Origin of the sequence: Bdellovibrio sp. HCB288, from assembly GCF_047305935.1 — a bacterium.
Classification (GTDB): domain Bacteria; phylum Bdellovibrionota; class Bdellovibrionia; order Bdellovibrionales; family Bdellovibrionaceae; genus Bdellovibrio.
The window spans coordinates 2,966,476-2,983,563 of the sequence record NZ_CP178619.1 but is presented as its reverse complement, the minus strand read 5'-3'; the positions used below and the strand labels follow the sequence as shown (position 1 = coordinate 2,983,563).

At 46.8% G+C, this 17,088-nt stretch carries 18 protein-coding genes; 4 read left to right on the top strand and 14 right to left on the bottom strand.

Features of this window, described 5'->3' with window-relative positions; all coding sequences use genetic code 11:
* Nucleotides 1-4: 4 nt before the first annotated feature.
* Nucleotides 5-877, bottom strand: a complete 873-nt coding sequence (gene rfbA / locus ACLVWR_RS14560) for a glucose-1-phosphate thymidylyltransferase RfbA (RefSeq protein WP_413581352.1) — start codon at nt 875-877, stop codon at nt 5-7.
* Complete coding sequence (gene rfbB / locus ACLVWR_RS14555; protein ID WP_413581351.1) at nt 877-1,941, bottom strand: dTDP-glucose 4,6-dehydratase; 1,065 nt, start codon at nt 1,939-1,941, stop codon at nt 877-879. The genes rfbA and rfbB overlap by 1 nt, the downstream gene beginning before the upstream one ends.
* 148 nt (nt 1,942-2,089) lie before the next feature.
* Between rfbB and ACLVWR_RS14550 the strand changes: the two genes are divergently transcribed.
* Entirely contained in the window at nt 2,090-3,169 is a 1,080-nt protein-coding gene (locus tag ACLVWR_RS14550; protein ID WP_413581350.1) for a glycosyltransferase family 4 protein, read from the top strand.
* Here ACLVWR_RS14550 and ACLVWR_RS14545 read toward each other — a convergent pair.
* On the bottom strand, nt 3,162-4,175 hold the full coding sequence (locus ACLVWR_RS14545; RefSeq protein ID WP_413581349.1) for a hypothetical protein: 1,014 nt from the start codon (nt 4,173-4,175) through the stop codon (nt 3,162-3,164). The two genes, ACLVWR_RS14550 and ACLVWR_RS14545, sit on opposite strands and share 8 nt — an antisense overlap.
* Before the next feature lie 12 nt (nt 4,176-4,187).
* Entirely contained in the window at nt 4,188-5,603 is a 1,416-nt protein-coding gene (locus ACLVWR_RS14540; RefSeq protein ID WP_413581348.1) for an MBOAT family O-acyltransferase, read from the bottom strand.
* A 124-nt stretch (nt 5,604-5,727) separates the two neighbouring features.
* On the opposite strand from ACLVWR_RS14540, the gene ACLVWR_RS14535 reads away from it, so the two are divergent.
* Nucleotides 5,728-6,438, top strand: a complete 711-nt coding sequence (locus tag ACLVWR_RS14535) for a glycosyltransferase (RefSeq protein WP_413581347.1) — start codon at nt 5,728-5,730, stop codon at nt 6,436-6,438.
* Between the two features lie 474 nt (nt 6,439-6,912).
* Entirely contained in the window at nt 6,913-7,239 is a 327-nt protein-coding gene (locus tag ACLVWR_RS14530; protein WP_413581346.1) for a helix-turn-helix domain-containing protein, read from the top strand.
* Here the strand turns inward: ACLVWR_RS14530 and rfbG are convergent.
* From rfbG to ACLVWR_RS14505, 5 genes are read right to left on the bottom strand one after another with little or no spacing between them, the layout of a single operon-like run.
* Nucleotides 7,221-8,225: a CDP-glucose 4,6-dehydratase gene (rfbG, locus tag ACLVWR_RS14525; protein WP_413581345.1), complete on the bottom strand. Its 1,005-nt coding sequence runs from the start codon at nt 8,223-8,225 to the stop codon at nt 7,221-7,223. The two genes, ACLVWR_RS14530 and rfbG, sit on opposite strands and share 19 nt — an antisense overlap.
* Nucleotides 8,222-8,524 carry a hypothetical protein gene (locus ACLVWR_RS14520; protein ID WP_413581344.1) on the bottom strand — a complete coding sequence of 101 codons (303 nt, stop codon included), beginning with the start codon at nt 8,522-8,524 and terminating at the stop codon, nt 8,222-8,224. The genes rfbG and ACLVWR_RS14520 overlap by 4 nt, the downstream gene beginning before the upstream one ends.
* A 42-nt stretch (nt 8,525-8,566) precedes the next feature.
* Nucleotides 8,567-9,250, bottom strand: coding sequence for a hypothetical protein (locus ACLVWR_RS14515; RefSeq protein ID WP_413581343.1), 684 nt, complete (start codon nt 9,248-9,250; stop codon nt 8,567-8,569).
* Nucleotides 9,247-10,647: a glycosyltransferase gene (locus ACLVWR_RS14510; protein ID WP_413581342.1), complete on the bottom strand. Its 1,401-nt coding sequence runs from the start codon at nt 10,645-10,647 to the stop codon at nt 9,247-9,249. The genes ACLVWR_RS14515 and ACLVWR_RS14510 overlap by 4 nt, the downstream gene beginning before the upstream one ends.
* The gene (locus ACLVWR_RS14505; RefSeq protein WP_413581341.1) at nt 10,647-11,483 is read right to left on the bottom strand and encodes a hypothetical protein; all 837 of its coding nucleotides are present in this window, start codon (nt 11,481-11,483) and stop codon (nt 10,647-10,649) included. The genes ACLVWR_RS14510 and ACLVWR_RS14505 overlap by 1 nt, the downstream gene beginning before the upstream one ends.
* A gap of 174 nt (nt 11,484-11,657) precedes the next feature.
* Here ACLVWR_RS14505 and ACLVWR_RS14500 point away from each other — a divergent pair, with 174 nt between their 5' ends.
* Nucleotides 11,658-12,038: a hypothetical protein gene (locus tag ACLVWR_RS14500; RefSeq protein ID WP_413581340.1), complete on the top strand. Its 381-nt coding sequence runs from the start codon at nt 11,658-11,660 to the stop codon at nt 12,036-12,038.
* A gap of 1 nt (nt 12,039) precedes the next feature.
* Here ACLVWR_RS14500 and ACLVWR_RS14495 read toward each other — a convergent pair whose 3' ends face one another.
* The 5 genes from ACLVWR_RS14495 to ACLVWR_RS14475 all read right to left on the bottom strand — a co-directional run bounded on the left by ACLVWR_RS14495 (nt 12,040) and on the right by ACLVWR_RS14475 (nt 17,067).
* On the bottom strand, nt 12,040-13,131 hold the full coding sequence (locus ACLVWR_RS14495; RefSeq protein ID WP_413581339.1) for an HNH endonuclease: 1,092 nt from the start codon (nt 13,129-13,131) through the stop codon (nt 12,040-12,042).
* 172 nt (nt 13,132-13,303) lie between these two features.
* Nucleotides 13,304-14,077 carry a phosphate ABC transporter ATP-binding protein PstB gene (gene pstB, locus ACLVWR_RS14490; protein ID WP_413581338.1) on the bottom strand — a complete coding sequence of 258 codons (774 nt, stop codon included), beginning with the start codon at nt 14,075-14,077 and terminating at the stop codon, nt 13,304-13,306.
* Nucleotides 14,078-14,187: 110 nt separating this feature from the next.
* A complete protein-coding gene (gene pstA, locus ACLVWR_RS14485; RefSeq protein ID WP_413581337.1) occupies nt 14,188-15,105 on the bottom strand; it encodes a phosphate ABC transporter permease PstA in 918 nt (305 codons plus the stop codon).
* Nucleotides 15,106-15,981 carry a phosphate ABC transporter permease subunit PstC gene (gene pstC, locus ACLVWR_RS14480; RefSeq protein ID WP_413583510.1) on the bottom strand — a complete coding sequence of 292 codons (876 nt, stop codon included), beginning with the start codon at nt 15,979-15,981 and terminating at the stop codon, nt 15,106-15,108. It abuts the gene before it with no gap.
* 75 nt (nt 15,982-16,056) lie between these two features.
* Entirely contained in the window at nt 16,057-17,067 is a 1,011-nt protein-coding gene (locus ACLVWR_RS14475; RefSeq protein ID WP_413581336.1) for a PstS family phosphate ABC transporter substrate-binding protein, read from the bottom strand.
* Nucleotides 17,068-17,088 lie beyond the last annotated feature (21 nt).

Sequence of the window (17,088 nt, the reverse complement as noted above, 5' to 3'; positions counted from 1 at the left end):
TGGATTAATCAAGTTCCGAACTAACGGAAATCAAATACTGGCCGTAAGCATTCTTCTTCAAAGGCTCAGCTAATTTTAACAACTGATCCTTACCGATATAGCGCATACGGAACGCAACTTCCTCAGGCGAGGCAATTTTTACACCCTGACGTTTTTCAATAGTTTGAATAAACATACTGGCTTCAAGCAGGCTCTCGTGTGTACCTGTATCCAACCAAGCAAAACCACGCCCCATCACTTGAACGTTCAAATTACCTTTTTCCAAATAGATACGATTCAGATCCGTGATTTCAAGCTCACCACGATGGGATGGTATAAGCGCCTTTGCATATTCCACCACGTGCTTGTCATAAAAATACAAACCAGTCACAGCATAGTGGGACTTAGGCTTGGCTGGTTTCTCTTCCAAGGATACTGCATTTCCAGATTTATCAAATTCAACAACACCGTAACGTTCTGGATCGTGAACTTTGATCGCAAAGACTTCCGCCCCGTTCTTTAGTTTCGATGACTCTTGCAGCAGACCCATAAAGCCATCACCGTAATAAATATTATCCCCAAGCACCAACGCGCACTCATCACCGTCGATAAACTTTTCACCAATGATGAACGCCTGCGCCAGACCATCCGGAGAAGGCTGGACCGCATAAGAAAGCTTAATACCCCACTGGGAACCGTCACCCAGCAATTGTTCAAAGCGCGGTGTATCCTGAGGTGTTGAAATAACCAGGATGTCACGGATTCCGGCCATCATTAGTGTCGTCAGCGGATAATAAACCATCGGCTTATCATAAATAGGAAGTAGCTGCTTACTGACAACCGTCGTCGCAGGATAAAGTCTGGTACCAGATCCACCAGCTAGAATAATCCCCTTCATTACTTGCGCCCTCCGTAATTTTTATCCATCCACTCGCGGTAACTGCCAGAGACAATGTTTGAAACCCAAGTTTCATTTTCCAAATACCATTGAATCGTTTTTGCCAAACCAGTTTCAAAGTTTTCTTTGGGCTTCCAACCCAGTTCTTTTTCAATCTTCGTCGCATCGATTGCATAGCGCTTGTCGTGCCCTGGACGATCCGTCACATACTTTTTCAAAGTCTTGTAGCTTTGTCCGTCTTGACGAGGACGAATTTTGTCCAGAGTGTTGCAAATGGTATCAACAACTTCGATGTTCTTTTTTTCGTTCCAACCGCCGACATTATAGGTTTCACCAAGGCGTCCCTTTTCAAGGGCCAATTCAATGGCTTCGCAATGATCCACAACATACAGCCAGTCGCGAATATTCGAGCCGTCGCCGTAAATAGGAAGATCCTTGCCGTTCAAAGCATTATGTATCATTAGCGGGATTAGTTTTTCTGGGAACTGATAAGGACCGTAATTGTTTGAACAATTCGTGGTCACTGTTGGTAGACCATAGGTGTGATGATATGCACGCACCAAGTGATCACTTGCAGCTTTTGAAGCTGAATACGGACTGTTTGGTTGATACGGAGTCGTTTCGCTAAAAGCTGGATCATTTGCTTCCAAGCTTCCATAGACTTCATCCGTTGAAACATGCAGAAAACGGAATGCCTTCTTTTCGGCCGCTGGAAGTTGCGACCAGTATTCTTTTGCAACTTGAAGCAAGTTAAAGGTGCCGACGATATTGGTCTGAATAAAATCGCCGGGACCATGGATCGAACGGTCCACATGGCTTTCGGCCGCGAAATTTAAAATTGCCCGAGGCTTGTGTTCCTTAACCAACTTTTCCAAAGCAGGCAGATCAAGGAGATCCACCTTTGCGAAGATATAGTTCGGATTGCTCTGAACTTCCTTAAGGTTTTCCAAGTTGCCGGCGTAAGTTAACTTATCAATGTTAACAACAGGTTCGTTATGCTTTTTAAGCCAATTCAATATAAAATTTGAGCCGATAAATCCAGCTCCGCCTGTTACGAAAATCATAGCAATAACCCCAAATTAGCAAAGACCAAAAATGTACCTTAGATCATTCAAATATCCAATGGAATGCAACGCAAAATGATTCTTTCTATGCAGGCCCTAACCACTATGTTACCAAATAGGTGAAGCCATTTAGAGCAAGGACAACACTTTGCAGCAAACACCAATGACGATCTACTTTGATATCAGCACGCTAAATCCAGACAAGGTTACTGGCGTCGGTGTCTATATGCTTCAGCTTTGGGAGCGATTGCGCCAACGAGCGGATCTAAACGTAATCCCAGTATTAAAGCTTTCACGCATCAAAAAACGCGCGAAACTTGAGCACTTCTTAGGCACAAAAATTCAGTTAATCTTGCCGTGGACGGGAATTCGCGCAAAAAATGCCCTCTATCACGGACCTGATTTTAAGATTCTTATGAATTCTTTCCTGCCCCGCGCAGTCACCGTTCACGACATGGTCGTTTTTGAAAAGTCCTACAACAATCCAGCGTTCTATACCAAAGGCATCAAAGAACTAACTCAGGTTCTAAATAAAAAGCTAAGTGCCGTAATCGTAAATTCCGAATTCACTAAATCTGAAGTTTTAAAGCACTTCCCTGAGCTTGAAAATAAAACCCATGTTACTTATTTAGGTTGTGATCGTACATACCCACCGCCAGCGCCATCCGAAGTCGAAAAGCTTGATAAGTATCTTTTGTTCTTGGGAACCTTGGAAAAACGTAAAAACCCGACAGCAGTCCTCGATGCCTTTAAGATACTTTGCGACCAAGGATACGATTTGAAACTGGTACTGGCAGGAACTTGGGGTTATGGCGAAAACGAAATCAAGGAAGCTTTGCTGCAGTTCCCATATCCAGACAAAGTCCTGCATTTAAACTACGTTCCTAACAATCAAGTTGCTGGTTTATTTAAAAATGCCCAGGCGTTTGTTTTTCCAAGTCTTTATGAAGGTTTCGGTATTCCAGTGTTGGAAGCCATGAGCTTGGGTTGCCCCGTGGTTACTTCAGATAAAGGGGTTTTAAAGGAAATCACTGGCGATGCCGCTTTACACGCATCCCCGACCGATCCGAATGAAATTGCGCAATCCTTGATCCGTCTATTTAATTCGGAAGAATTAAAACAAAGCCTGATCGCGAAAGGCCGAAATCAAGCCGCTAAATTCACATGGGACAAATGTGCCGAGGATACAGTCGCTATATATCAGTCCATCATAAAAGCGACTACTTAAGCGCCTTCAATACGGGCTCAAGCATGCGCATGGAACCGTAGCATGTGAAGTGAACTCCATCATTCCAGAATTTAGGGGAACCATCATCCCCTTGAATCCCCTCAAAGGCATTAACGACTTTGATTTTGGAATTCTGCGAAAGCTCGCTCAACTTCTGAATCCACTCTACATGGCGCTTATATATTTCTGGATGCTCTGCTTTTAGCTTTGCCAGAAACACAGGATTATAAGGGATCACTACGACAACCACTTCGATGCCGTTATCAGCCAAGGATCTTATTTGGTCCACAAAAAGCTTCCAGGCATTTTCACTTTGCGCAGCCTTAATAGGTCCGTTCACATAGTTCTGATAAAGCATCTGAACTTCGCGCGACAGACTCTCGACTGACTCATTACCTTTAAATCCTGGATCCATACAACGTTCATAGATCTCACTACCAGGACCTTGAGTAACCGTGAAAGACTTTTTATTGTTCACATGATGAAGGGATGCCTCAAGGGTATTGTGATCAATAAGAGATTGCCACTGCGAAGCCCTTAACCACGGATTTTCATGCGTGCTTGCAGCAGGTAAATATTTTCGAAGTGCTTCAGTATTCTTAATTCTTGAATCGATATTTTCCGAAACCAGTTCAAAATAATCGGCAAACCAGATCACTCTTTTCAATTGGGTTTTCTCTTTGGCCAGATTGCTAAAGATGATTTTAGTCATGACCTCGGCACCCTCGGAGGCACCGTTGACTGTTTTTAACCCAGTCACCTGTTCTACCCATTGAGGCGGAGTGGTTTGCGCCCGAGAAGAACCAAGAATCACCTGCTCAGTTTCAGGATGTGCCAAAATCGTCTGGGCTGTTTTGTAGTAAATATTCAAACTTGATCTTTGCAGGTTTACTTCAGGACAGTTGTAAAAACACTGCGGGTCCGCTTGATAATTAAACAACGCAATCCCACCCAACAAAACCACAATCGAAGTCAAAAGCAAATAGAGGGCTTTAAGTGACGACATGATGACCCCTCCCTAGAATTGGAAATAGAGGAACGGTGATTCCTCGCCCATATAAGTTAAACAAACCACGAACATAAATGCGAGCAAAGCCACGCGCCAGGCGGTGGGTTTGAATTTGATTTCCCAGGTATTGCGCGCAAACAAGGCCACGGGCAATGCAATAACCAGGGCTGCGAAGAATCGGTCTTTATGTTTGGTCGCGATATACATGATATCCCAACTTACCGGCCCCTCGACCATGAAGACTTTAGACAGCCACAGCATCGCCGTGTGCATATCTGGAGACCTGAAGAACACCCAAGCCACATTCACAGCCAGGAACGTCAATACCCACTTGAGCCATTTAAACTTGAACAAATCCCAACCGCGATTGGTAAAGAATCTTTCGACAAGCAATAACCCACCATGGAAGCAGCCCCAAACCACATAAGTCCAAGCAGCACCATGCCACAGACCACCGATCGCCATGGTCAGGAATAAGTTGCGATAGGTTTTAAGCTTTCCTGCGCGATTTCCCCCAAGTGAAATATAAAGATAATCCCGCAACCATGCCGACAAACTGATATGCCATTTTTGCCAGAACTCAGTGATTGATTTGGACTTATAAGGAGAGTTGAAGTTTTGCGGGAACTGGATGTTCATCATCAACCCCAGGCCCACCGCCATGTCGGAGTATCCGCTGAAATCGAAATACAGCTGCATGGTGTAACCCACCATCGCGAGCCAGGACTCACCCGTTGAAAGTTGCGCCATGCTGCCAATCATCGGATCAATGACTATGGCAATGCGATCGGCGATCAGCATTTTTTTGGTCAATCCAAAGATAAAAAAGTAACAGCCTCGCCAGAAGTTTTCGGACTTGAATACATAAGTTTCATTGGCCTCGAGCTGGGGAACAATCACATTGTGACGAACCAACGGACCTGAAATTTGATGTGGGAACAAAGTCACATAGCCTGCGAATTCCAACAAGTTAGCGTGAGCATCTGAAGTCTTACGATAGACGTCGATCACATAGGACATCGACTGGAAGGTATAGAAGGAAATACCAATCGGCAGCACCAACGCTAAGTGAGGAAGGAGTGTCTGCGACACTCCAGCACTTTGAAAAAGTCCATTCATAGATTCAGCGAAGAAGTTATAATACTTAAAGAATCCCAAAATAGAGAGATTACAAATCACCGATGTCAGCAGCAACGCTTTTCGCGCACGCTGTGATTTGGCGTAGTAAATGGCCTTGGCCAGGTAAAAATCCAGAACCACCGTAAACAGCAGCAGGAAAACGTAGGTCTTGCTCCAATAAGCATAGAACACAACGCTTGAGAAAAACAGAAACCACAATTGCAGATTCTTTTTCGTGATCAGATAATAGCCCAACAACGTGAGCGGCAAAAACAGAAATAAGAAAGAGTACGAATTAAATAACATTGCAGCGAAACTATAGAAGAGCTTTCGTAGGAATCCAACACTCGCTATGGTTTTCGCCTTGCATCAATTAGAGGGCCGACAAACCTTCCTTGTGCTTTCTTACAACTCAATGAATCATAGAGTGATGATCGCACTCATCGTCCCCTGCTATAACGAAGAAGAACGCATCGACCTGGACGCCTTTGTTCAGGGTGACTCTATGGGAATTGAGTTTTATTTCGTCGATGATGGCTCGAAAGATCGCACTGCTGCGATTATCGAGGAAGCTTCTAAAAAGTATCCGTTCATTCATCTGATTAAACTTGCTAAAAATAGTGGCAAAGCCGAGGCCGTGCGCCAGGGAATGATCGAAGTTCAGAAAAAAGTGAGCTTTGATGATGACTCCTGGATTGGGTTTTGGGACGCGGATTTGGCGACTCCACTTTCGGAAGTCCCGAAGATGATCCAATATGCCACTCACTATCGTCAGGTGGATTCAGTCTGGTGCAGTCGCGTTTATCGCTTGGGCGCCGATGTGCGCAGGTCACCTTTGCGCCACTATTTGGGCCGTGGGTTTGCCACTTTGATTGGTGAGCTTTTGCATGTGAAAAGCTACGACACTCAATGCGGGGCAAAGTTATTTAAACCCTCGACTATCCAAACCGCCTTTAGCGAAAAGTTTATCGGCAAGTGGGTCTTTGACGTCGAGATTTTACTGCGGTTGAAAAACTATAACGTTATTGAGTATCCCGTCACCAAATGGCGAGATGTACCCGGATCAAAAGTAAAAATCAGCCGCGAGATCTTTCGCGTGCTCTGGGAAATCCTGAAGATTCGTAAGAAGTATATTAAGTAATTGCCATTGCCACATCCGATTCGGATGCGGCAACGCGTTCACATTGTATTCTCCGGCTCTCGGTTTGCCGCATCTCCTATATATTGTTCAATTTGAACCGACCTCGGCCTTTTAAATGCATTTAGGCACAACATGCACAAATCAAAGGCAATTATCGTTTTTAAATGCTGTACTTCTATGATACCCTTAAAAAGGGTACTTTTAGTATGATCACCAAGGTTGTTCTTTCCAGATCAGCCCAAAAGGATCTGGCGAAAGTCCCCGTATTCATACTCTCGAAACTGGATGAATGGATTCTCTCCGTAGAGTTAATCGGATTAGAAAATGTGCGCAAAATACCCGGGTTTCACGACGAAACCTTAAAGGGAAAGCGCCAAGGCCAAAGATCCATTCGACTTAATCGCAGCTATAGAGCCATCTATATCATTATCGATGACTCGGTTGCATTTATTCAAATTGAGGAGGTACACAAACATGACTATTAAAAAAAGCTCGGCACGGCGGTTGCTTGAAAAACTGAATCGCGGACCTATCACGTTTGGACAAATGATCTCGGGTTTACGTAAATGCGATGAACTTTCCCAAGTGGAGCTCGCTAAGATTTTGAAAGTTTCAAAAGCCCACCTCTGTGACATCGAAAAAGGTCGTAGACCTGTGTCCATCGAGCGGGCCATGGACTTTGCAAATCGCATGGGCTACAGCCCTATTTCGTTTGCCACACGTGCAATGGAAGACCAGGCCCGCAGTGCGGGGCTTAATGTTCGAATTCAATTAGAAACGGCTTATGCAAAATACCGCTGATACCACTCTGCCGTTTTTTGCAGAGCCTGCTCTGCTGAGATTTGGGATTGCCATTGAAGTTCGGCTTGGGCCTTTTCGCAGTTTAGAAGGCCGTGCTTTGAGCCCTTGGTGGACAGCTCGAAGCTTTGAACCGGACTGCCAGAATACTTTGCCTTAAAAATCTGAACCGCTTGCCCCACAGGCAGCTGGTGATCGGCACCCACGCTGAAATTCCAAACGCCTGAGACTTGTGGCCCTTTTTCGAACAATGCTGTAGCAAGCGCCAGCAGCGCGCTGACACCGTCATCCACGTGCATCCACGGACGAATGGAATCGGGATTTTTCAAAGGCAAATCCAAACCGCCTTGGGTGGCTTGAGCCAGCTGCCAGATTAAACTTTCATTGGCAAAATCACCGCCACCGATAACGGCTCCCATGCGAGCGGAAGCCAAGGCGATTTTATGTTTGTTGTATTTTTCGGGCGCAAACACGCTTTGCAAATAGGATTCTAATACCAAATCCGTGCAGGCCTTTGCCGTGGCAGCAGGCGAACTTCCCGCCACAGGATCGGATTCTATAAGTGCAACACCCGCTTGCGGGCGATAAACTTTATCCGAAGACATCAGGACCGCAGCACGAACTGTCGCGGTTTCACGCAAAGCCTCTAGTAAGTTGATAGAGCCCATCACTTGCGAAGAGTACGTGTCACTAACGCGGTCCCAGGAATCGCGCAGCCCCCCGCCTCCGGCTAAGTGAAAGACCACATCGGCTTGGGAATACTCAAGGGCCGCCTTTAATGCGGCGGCATCACGCACATCCCCAAAGGTGGAGTTCATGCCCTGGCCGATGTTTTCGACTTCAAAAAAGTTTGGATTGGTGGCTGGTGGCAAAGAGTAGCCAAAAACGAGGGCTCCGGCATTCTTTAATGCCAAAGCCAGATGACTGCCGCGAAAGCCCGTGTGACCGGTTATGAAAACCCGGCGATCGCGCCAGAAATCAAGATTCATCCGCGAAGACCCTGCTCGACACCTTCGGCTCTGTGAGTGGGATGCACCCACAGGGTTTCGTTTCCGTCATAGTTCCAGTAAAACCCGACAGGATCTGTATCGTGAATCACCACGCGCAGATGACCCTTGCCTTCGGTCGCTTTCATCTTAAGCAAAGTCTGTGACAGGGATTGCTTGTTCAGATTTCCGCCCGAAGAAGGAACGCAGTGTTCTTCGTACATGCGCGCGAGCAATGATAACTCGACCAGGTTAAAAACAGATTCGCGAATAAAATATTTATCAGAATGAAATGATGACATTTAGATATTCTAAGAAACCCTGAAACCAGGTTCAAGGACTTATTAGCCTGGACCAGCCACAGTTTGCAGATGAATCAGCTTATTGCGCGGAGGAGACCCGACGAACTCCCCTAAAAACTCCTGAAAGACATTTCCGAAGTTCACATCCGCCAGATAATAAAGATTTTGCGAGCGCACGAGGTAAGGAGTCAGCTCACGCTCGCGAATACGGGTTTCAGCCATGATTTGAATTTGCAATTCATTGGTGGGAATCGTTTCGGGATGCATGGACAGACCGGCCTCCGTGCAGCGATTGCTAAGACCCTTATAGAAGTAGCGACAACGATCAAAACTGACCTTGGAAAACGATCCCATGTAACGAAGACCCAATTTGCGAGTTAATTGATCCCCCAAGGTCCAGATATTGTATCCCATCCACACCACACGTCGCTTGGATTTTAAATAGTCCTCGATCAGTCTTTTAGGAACTTGGTTGTCGAACTCGGAATTGACTATGAAACTTGCCTGACAGCGCTCCAGCTCCCCACTGGAGTACGTGCTCATTTCAATCATGACTTTTTGAAAGTCCGGAAACTGTTCAAAGATTTTCTTAACTCCAGTGATATTTCTGGAGCTGTCATAAACCACGGCAATGCATTTCTCCTCGGTCTTTTGCGAAATCTTTACCGCGACGAGTATCGCAGTGGCAGACAGCAGAAAAAAGCCAAAGAAGAAAAGCGTCCTCATTTTATGTGCACCTCGACTGAATCCGGCGTTTCGACTCCAAAATGAGCCGGCATCTGATGATCCGTCTTAATCCACGCGGGGCGCTTGCCTGTGCGCAGACTTTCACGATACTGACGGTGCGCTTTTAAGCTTGCTAGGACATTCACAGCATTTGCCACAAGCCAACGAACGGGCACCATGGTCGCCTGGCTAAAATCATTCACCCGATGCACAGCCAACATTCTTTGGATGATCCTTAAAATCATCGCAGCCGCATTGAAGGCCAGCAAAAAGGCGAAGGCCTCCGTGCGCAGAATGGCCGGTATTTCAAACCCAGAAATCGCAATGCCAATCATACCCAGAAGAACCACCAAGGATAGAACAGTCAGAATACTGCACGCAGGCCCCTTGCGATCACGAAGCAGGAAGTAGCGATCCACCCAACCCCCATGCCACTGAATATTCGCCAGGCCCTGATAGGCGATCCCCAAAGTCCAGCGGGATTTCTGTCTGACACTGGCAGAGAATCGATTCGGAAAGTATTCACGAGTCGCGATAAATTCCCGCTCCCCGTTGTCATGAACAATCTCTACGCAAGCAAAGTGAGATTTAAACCCCAGGGGTTTAGCGATAATTCCCAAATGATAGTCCTCGGTCAGTGTATCCTCTTTCATGAGCTGGCCCTCTTGTTGAGCCATCATGGTCTTAACAAATTCCCTGGAAATACAAGTACCCACCCCTGCCGACGGGATTGCCGCACCCATCGCCTGGCGCACCAGAAGATCTTTGGTATGCGACTCGCTGAATTCATCGATGTACACGCCCCCGACCAGGGAAGTTTTGGGAACATCGAATGAGAACACGGGAATCTGAATGAAGTCCGCCTGATTGCTGTAATAATTTAAAAGAGTGAAGGCATGCGGATGCACGACGTCCTCTGAGTCCTGCAATAACAACAAATCCATGCTTTTGCCCGAGGACTGTTCGGATTCAATAATTTTTTTGGCGATTTCGTTCAGCATCTGCCCCTTGCTGGTAGGGCCTGGCTGGGAGTTGACTACGACGACGACTTTTTCAGGATACATTTTTTCGAGGCGTGCGGCCTCTTGCCAGGTTTCCGTGTCGTTGGGATAAACACCCAGGAAGAATGTGTAGTTCTGATAGTCAATACCGCGCACGTTTCCACGAATCATCGGGCCGATGACTTCATATTCTTTCCAGTTGGCGATCATGATGGCGATGTGCTTTTGTGGAAGTCCTTTCATTCGACGCAGTGACTTCAGCGGCAGACGCAAGGGTTTTAAGCGCTTCACCAGCGCCACTGAATCAATGAACAAATCGTCCAGAATAAACAGCGTGGTTGCAATCACGACCATGATGGTGAGGCCTGAAAATAAATCATCAAATCCCAACCACATTAGAACTGCCCTCCCACTGCAAGCAATCCTTCAAGTTCACCGTTGGTCGTGTGTTTTTGAAACGGATGATACATCAAAGCGCTGACACTCCACGATTTTTCAGCCCAGGTCACACGACCGCCGGCACGCCATTCGGTGATTGTAGGTCCGAGATCATTGTTATTGCTGACTCTTTGATAAATCTCGCCGTAAGCATCCATGGAGATGGTGCCGCCCGCAAACCAACGGTAGCCTTGTTTAAGCCACACAAGGGACACTGGCGTGGGATCGATACGGGGCACGTAAGCGGATTCAAGGTAACCTTCGGTAAAGTTCTGAGTGATCCCCCACATTTGCAAATGTCCTGCACTAAGAATTGCGCGCGGGTCCCAGGTACTGACGGGCTCCTGCCCATCCATCGACATGAGGGTGCGATACCCTACTTGCGTTTGCAGCTTCACTCCGGGATAGAATTGAAATTGCAATCCGACGTTGGGGTTCACGGTGTTATCGTAATACTTGGAAAGAGCCCCGGGAGATTGGTATTGAATGTTTGCGCCCATGTAGGCAGACAAACCCACGGTCCCGATTTCAGTGATTGGCTGATAGTAGCGAAGACGAGAATCGGTCACGAAGTCGTATTCGTAGTAGTAACTGCTTTCAGAATAGAAATCGAAGAAGCCTTTTTTTAGAAAAGCTTCTGCTTCTTCTGAGATTGTTGTCGTGGATCGATTAAGCACATCGGGTGCAGAGGCATCGGTGTTGCCACCTTGAGACTGAGCGTGCACCTGGGCCCCGCCGAGCATTGAAAATATTGATAGTCCCACAAGAGCGGTTTTCATTCGTAGTTGCTTCATAAGAACTCCTGTCCATCCCGACAAAAAATGACGTTAATGGATGGAAAAACCAAAGAGGAGTTACAGGAATGAAAGTTCCGAATCCTTGTCGCAAAACAGATTTCCTTAGTGATGGCTGGGCGCATCGAAACGGCGCGTATATCAATTCACAAAACTCAGGAGTAGACTTTGGGAATGAGTGAAAGAATAGAAATCGAATCAAATGTCATGGATGAACGCCGCACTACGGGCTATCTGGAAATTAATAGATTTAATCCGGCTGAGAAAACCAGAACGGCATTAAAGAAGCTTGCACTATGGTGGGGGCTGTCTTTGCTGTCGGTGCTGATTCCGGTATTTCACTTTGTACTGGTTCCGCTGTTTTTCTTTCTGGGATTCTTCTTTGCTCGCAAAGGTTACAAATCAGAAGGTCAGGTTTTAAGCGGCCAAACCACCTGCCCTCACTGTGGCACTGAAATCAAAGTCGCCAAGGCTGATTTAAATTGGCCTATGACGGAAATCTGCCAAAGCTGCGCCCGTGTGGTGCGAATGGAAAAGAAAGAAGTCGTCGTTTAGGTTATTCTTTGTTTTGAATGCTCGCCTCTTGCTGATACTTGAACTTGTTATGGGCGGAACACAGGGCTTGCAGATTAGTGACAGCATGTCCTCCCCCGGCCCATTGCGCCTGTCGGTGATCAACTTCAAGCCCGTAGGTGCTACCGCACTTTTTGCCGGTTTGTTTGTCTATGTATTGGCAGCTTTGATCGCGTGCCAGGATCAGTGAACGCAGTCTGGGGGTGATCGTTTTGGGAGATAACTCGGGAGATGCATTCATCGCCTGCAGGCCCTTGGACGTTGCCTGGTCAAAGCCCGACATTCTTGCTGCCGCCAATTTCATTTTTCCAGATATATAGCTTCGGGACAGAATCTCAAAAAATGACGACAGAGAATGATCTTTTTTGTTTTCATGAAGGAGATGGGCCGCCTTATCTTTAGCCTGCATCACGGTCTCATGCTGAGTGCGCGTGAACGTCAACGCAACATGAACAGAATCATCCCGCTGCACCCGAACCTGTTCGGGTTTCTTAAGTTTGATTTGCAGTTCTTGAGCGATTTCCTTTTGAGTTTCGAGGGTTGTTTTACCTGATATCATCTCGACTAATTCACTTTTTTGCTGCGCACTTATTTCAACCCCGTCTTTGCGTTTTTCTTTGATTGCCCGTGATAATTCAGACAATTGAGCCAAATTCAGGGTGCCTTGATGAATCTTTTCAGCCACAACGGGTACGTCTCTTAAAATACGAGATGCTTCAAGTCGCCTCATCGCCGCAGAACCGGAGTAGTAAAGTTCTTTCGTGAGGTAGTCATACATAGTTCCATGGCCACGCAGAAGAAAGATTCGTCGTGTTTCGATTTCCTTTATATGAACCAATACTAGGTGTAACAGTTCACGCTCTTTACGCGTCAAATATTTTAGCCGAGTTTCGACCTCTGAATCGCTGAGGGTATGAATTTCCATGATTTCCTCCTTTTTTGAAGAGGAAAAGGCTAATTCCATGCCAACCAATAATATCTGAACCATTTTTGTGCGCACCGCAAAACCGATCGGTTCTGCGCGGCGCCATAGATAGATAGATAGATAGATAGATAGATAGATAGTAAAAACCATCCAAACGCAAAACCAAAGACAACCAAACGAAGCCAAAAACACCAGGAGCGGTCAAAAAGGTGTCAGCGCAAGGCGGAGAGGCGCGACTGCCACGCAGGCGTACTCCAAGTACGCCGAAGAGCAAGGCGCGACTCGACAACGCAGTCGATGGCACCTTTTTCACCGCTCCGGGTTAACCGAAGCGGCCGGTGATGTAGTTCTCGGTTTTCTGATCTTTGGGATTCGTGAACACCTGATCACTCCCCCCGAATTCGATCAGATCACCCAAATACATAAAGGCCGTGTAGTCAGAAACACGGGCGGCCTGATGCAGACTGTGAGTGACGATCGCGATAGTCACATCTTTACGAAGTTCTTGAATCAACTCTTCGATATGACGAGTGGAGATTGGATCCAACGCAGAGGTCGGTTCATCCAACAATAAAATTTCAGGCTCAGTTGCCAGCGCACGAGCAATGCACAGGCGCTGCTGCTGACCACCCGACAAAGCGGTAGCTGATGAGTTCAATCGATCTTTCACCTCAGTCCATAGACCGGCTTGCTGCAGGGATTTTTCCACGCGCTCTTCCATGAAGGCTTTTTTCTTTACGCCGCGGACTTTCAACCCGTAAGCAACGTTTTCATAGATACTTTTTGGAAATGGATTTGGTTTTTGAAATACCATACCGATACGCATGCGGACTTCCATCGGGTCGATTTCTTTACCCAGGATATTGATTCCATCCGGATGCAAAGTGATCTCCCCCTGATAATGAGCATTGGCGTAGAGATCGTGCATGCGATTAAAGCAACGAAGCAAAGTCGTCTTCCCGCAACCAGAAGGACCGATAAGTGCGGTCACACGATTTTCGTAGATTGGCAGAGTAATCCCGTTCAAGACTTTCTTTTCACCATAGGAGAACATCAGGTTTTTAACGTCTGCTCTTAGCACTAGTTCGTTGCTCATAAAGTATCCTATCTTACTAAATCAAAATTTTAAATTCAGTTTGGATTTCGCCAAACTAACCAGTCACTCCTGGCACACTCAGAAAACCGGAGAAAGTAAGTCCGTACCTTTTACCACTTCATCTTTTTGCGGAAGCGGCTGCGGAGCCAGATGGCGCCGCCGTTCATTACCAAGGTCATCACTAACAATACGATCCCCGTTGCTGCAGCATTCACGTGGAATTCTGCCTGCGGGCGGGACAACCAGTTGAACATCTGAATTGGCATCACTGTAAAGGGATCCATCAGCCATTTGAAATTTAAGTATGGCAGATGAGTGTCGATTGGAGATGTCGGCAAAAACGCAATAAACGTTAAAGCACCAATCGTAATCAATGGCGCCGTTTCGCCTATGGCGCGAGACAGGGAGATAATCACTCCTGTTAAAATACCACCAGAAGAGTACGGCAGAATGTGATAGCGAATCGTTTGCCATTTACTGGCACCCATCGCATAGCTGGCTTCGCGGATGATATTTGGAATGGAGCGAATGGCTTCTCGAGTGGTCACGATGATGATTGGTAAAACCAGCAATCCCAGCGTCAAACCTGCGGTCAGAATACTTTGCCCCAGCTTCAGTTTATAAACGAACAAGCCAAGCGCCATCAATCCATAGGTGATCGACGGAATGCCTGCAAGATTTACGATGTTGAGCTCAATCAAACTGGAAACCCAGTTTTTCTTGGCGTACTCCTCAAGATAAACACCTGCAGCCACGCCCAAGGGAATAGCACAAAAAGCTGTTGTCAGCATGATACAAAATGAGCCGATCCAAGCCGACAAGATTCCCGCTTTTTGCGGAAAGCGAGATGGGAAGTTTGTGAAGAAATCAAAATTAATTCGCGGCACACCGGTGATTGCCAGATCCACAATCAAGGCCAGCAAAGTCACGAGGGCAAACATCAAAGCCATCAACCCCGCAAGCGCGAAACAAAAGTCCCACATCTGACGGCGTTTGATATTGGATAGAAGGTCTTGTCTTGATTCCATCTATTCCTTCTCCTGAAATTTTTTACGAAGCCATAGGCCAATAACATTAAAACACAATGTCAAACACAGCAGACTTAAACCGGCGACATAGATTGACTGATAACCAATGGATCCGTGAGGAAGATCACCCAAGCTCACTTGCACGATAAAAGCCGTGATCGTGGCCGATGGCTCCAAGGGATTCAGAGTCAGATTCGGCTGCATGCCGGCGGCGATGGCAACAACCATGGTCTCGCCCAAAGCACGAGAAATACCCAAAATATAGGCTGAAGTGATACCGGAAAATGCAGCTGGAATCACAACACGGAACGCTGTTTGAATGCGCGAAGCACCCACTGCAAATGAAGCCTCACGCAAATGACTTGGCACCGAGCGCATGGCGTCTTCACTCAATGAGCTGATGTAAGGAATGATCATCACACCCATCACCAATCCCGCTGACAAAACGTTAAAGCCACCCATGGATGGAAATACTTTTTGCAGAAGAGGCGTCACAAACAACAGGGCAAAATATCCGTATACCACTGTAGGAACAGCTGCGAGCATTTCCAGAACGGGCTTAAGAACTTCTCGCACATTGGGGCGCACGTACTCGCTAAGAAAGGCTGCTGCCACTGTCCCAAGTGGAATCGCCACCAACAACGCAATGATCGTCGTTAAGAATGTTCCGCACAACAAAGGCAGGATGCCGTAGTGGGCGTTCTCAAACAAAGGAGTCCACTCAGGGTCCGTGATGAACTGCCAAAAACTGACGTGCTTAAAGAACGGAATGCTTTCTGTTACCAGAATTCCGACGATACCCATAGTAACGAACACCGAACTTGCCGCCGCCAGGAAAAGAATGCTTTCGATCAAAGCTTCCTTCAAACGTCGCATGCGGCGAACAGGGTGGTTCGCCGAGGTGAATTCAGATAATTTCTTTAATTGTTTTTTACTCACGATGACTGCTTCTTACTTCGCACTTTCACGCTTCATCAGGTCTTCGACCTTCACACCAATTTCAGTGTGCCCGCCGAAAACGGTGCCCACCTTTTTGGCTTTCACGTGATCTTGTCCGATTTTGTAGGCGGCAGCAGGTAACGCCACATACTTCACTTCAGGAACGATGGTTGGACAGTTTTGCAAAAAGAAATTTGTGAACTCCAGAACTTCGGCTTTCGCCAAAGACTTTTCATTCACATAAATGAAAACCGGGCGGGACAAAGGGAAGTACTCCCCGCTTTCAACCGTTTTGCGACCTGGAATGACAGGTTCATTTTTCTTGGGCGAATTAGGACCACCCACCACAGGGACAATGCGCAGCTTTTTGATATTTTCTTCGGCATAGGCCAAAGGAATGTAACCTAAGGCGTTCATGTCGTTCGCGACACCAGTCACCAAAGTGTTATCGTCTTCACTGGCTGTATAATCGCCGCGTGACGATTTGGACTTCCCCATTATCGCTTCGGTGAAGTAATCAAATGTTCCGGAGTCAGATCCGGCGCCGAACAATTTCATTTTTTCTTTAGGCCATGCCGGATTCACATCAGACCACAACAGGATCTTTCCTTGGGCCGTGGGTTCCCACATTTTTTTAAGCTCATCTGTGGTGATGGATTTTAGCCAAGTGTTCTTGGGGCTCACGATAATGGCTGTCGCATCGAAAGCGATAGGTAGCTCAAGAAAACGAACTCCCTGCTCCTCGCATTTTTTGATTTCAGCTGTTTGAATGGGTCTGGAGGCGTTTTGCACGTCGGTTTCAGCACGACAGAATTTTTTAAAGCCACCACCGGTCCCGGAGATCCCCACGGTCACGCGAACCTTACCGCGCTTCATAGTTTGAAATTCCTCAGCCATGGCTTCCGTGATGGGGAAGACCGTGCTTGAGCCGTCGATACGGATCACGGGCACCTGAGCGTAAGCCGGTGATACAAAGTTGAACGACAAAGTCAAAGTTGCTAAAAAAGTAAGCAGTTGTAACATGTTAGAAATCTATCACGGGGT

What these genes read in the sequence shown, in the direction of transcription:
- rfbA (WP_413581352.1), bottom strand. Translation starts at nt 877, where the DNA reads ATGAAGGGGATTATTCTAGCTGGTGGATCTGGTACCAGACTTTATCCT.
- rfbB (WP_413581351.1), bottom strand. Translation starts at nt 1,941, where the DNA reads ATGATTTTCGTAACAGGCGGAGCTGGATTTATCGGCTCAAATTTTATA.
- ACLVWR_RS14545 (WP_413581349.1), bottom strand. Translation starts at nt 4,175, where the DNA reads ATGTCGTCACTTAAAGCCCTCTATTTGCTTTTGACTTCGATTGTGGTT.
- ACLVWR_RS14540 (WP_413581348.1), bottom strand. Translation starts at nt 5,603, where the DNA reads ATGTTATTTAATTCGTACTCTTTCTTATTTCTGTTTTTGCCGCTCACG.
- ACLVWR_RS14535 (WP_413581347.1), top strand. Translation starts at nt 5,728, where the DNA reads ATGATCGCACTCATCGTCCCCTGCTATAACGAAGAAGAACGCATCGAC.
- ACLVWR_RS14530 (WP_413581346.1), top strand. Translation starts at nt 6,913, where the DNA reads ATGACTATTAAAAAAAGCTCGGCACGGCGGTTGCTTGAAAAACTGAAT.
- rfbG (WP_413581345.1), bottom strand. Translation starts at nt 8,225, where the DNA reads ATGAATCTTGATTTCTGGCGCGATCGCCGGGTTTTCATAACCGGTCAC.
- ACLVWR_RS14520 (WP_413581344.1), bottom strand. Translation starts at nt 8,524, where the DNA reads ATGTCATCATTTCATTCTGATAAATATTTTATTCGCGAATCTGTTTTT.
- ACLVWR_RS14515 (WP_413581343.1), bottom strand. Translation starts at nt 9,250, where the DNA reads ATGAGGACGCTTTTCTTCTTTGGCTTTTTTCTGCTGTCTGCCACTGCG.
- ACLVWR_RS14510 (WP_413581342.1), bottom strand. Translation starts at nt 10,647, where the DNA reads ATGTGGTTGGGATTTGATGATTTATTTTCAGGCCTCACCATCATGGTC.
- ACLVWR_RS14505 (WP_413581341.1), bottom strand. Translation starts at nt 11,483, where the DNA reads ATGAAGCAACTACGAATGAAAACCGCTCTTGTGGGACTATCAATATTT.
- ACLVWR_RS14500 (WP_413581340.1), top strand. Translation starts at nt 11,658, where the DNA reads ATGAGTGAAAGAATAGAAATCGAATCAAATGTCATGGATGAACGCCGC.
- ACLVWR_RS14495 (WP_413581339.1), bottom strand. Translation starts at nt 13,131, where the DNA reads ATGGTTTTTACTATCTATCTATCTATCTATCTATCTATCTATCTATGG.
- pstB (WP_413581338.1), bottom strand. Translation starts at nt 14,077, where the DNA reads ATGAGCAACGAACTAGTGCTAAGAGCAGACGTTAAAAACCTGATGTTC.
- pstA (WP_413581337.1), bottom strand. Translation starts at nt 15,105, where the DNA reads ATGGAATCAAGACAAGACCTTCTATCCAATATCAAACGCCGTCAGATG.
- pstC (WP_413583510.1), bottom strand. Translation starts at nt 15,981, where the DNA reads ATGCGACGTTTGAAGGAAGCTTTGATCGAAAGCATTCTTTTCCTGGCG.
- ACLVWR_RS14475 (WP_413581336.1), bottom strand. Translation starts at nt 17,067, where the DNA reads ATGTTACAACTGCTTACTTTTTTAGCAACTTTGACTTTGTCGTTCAAC.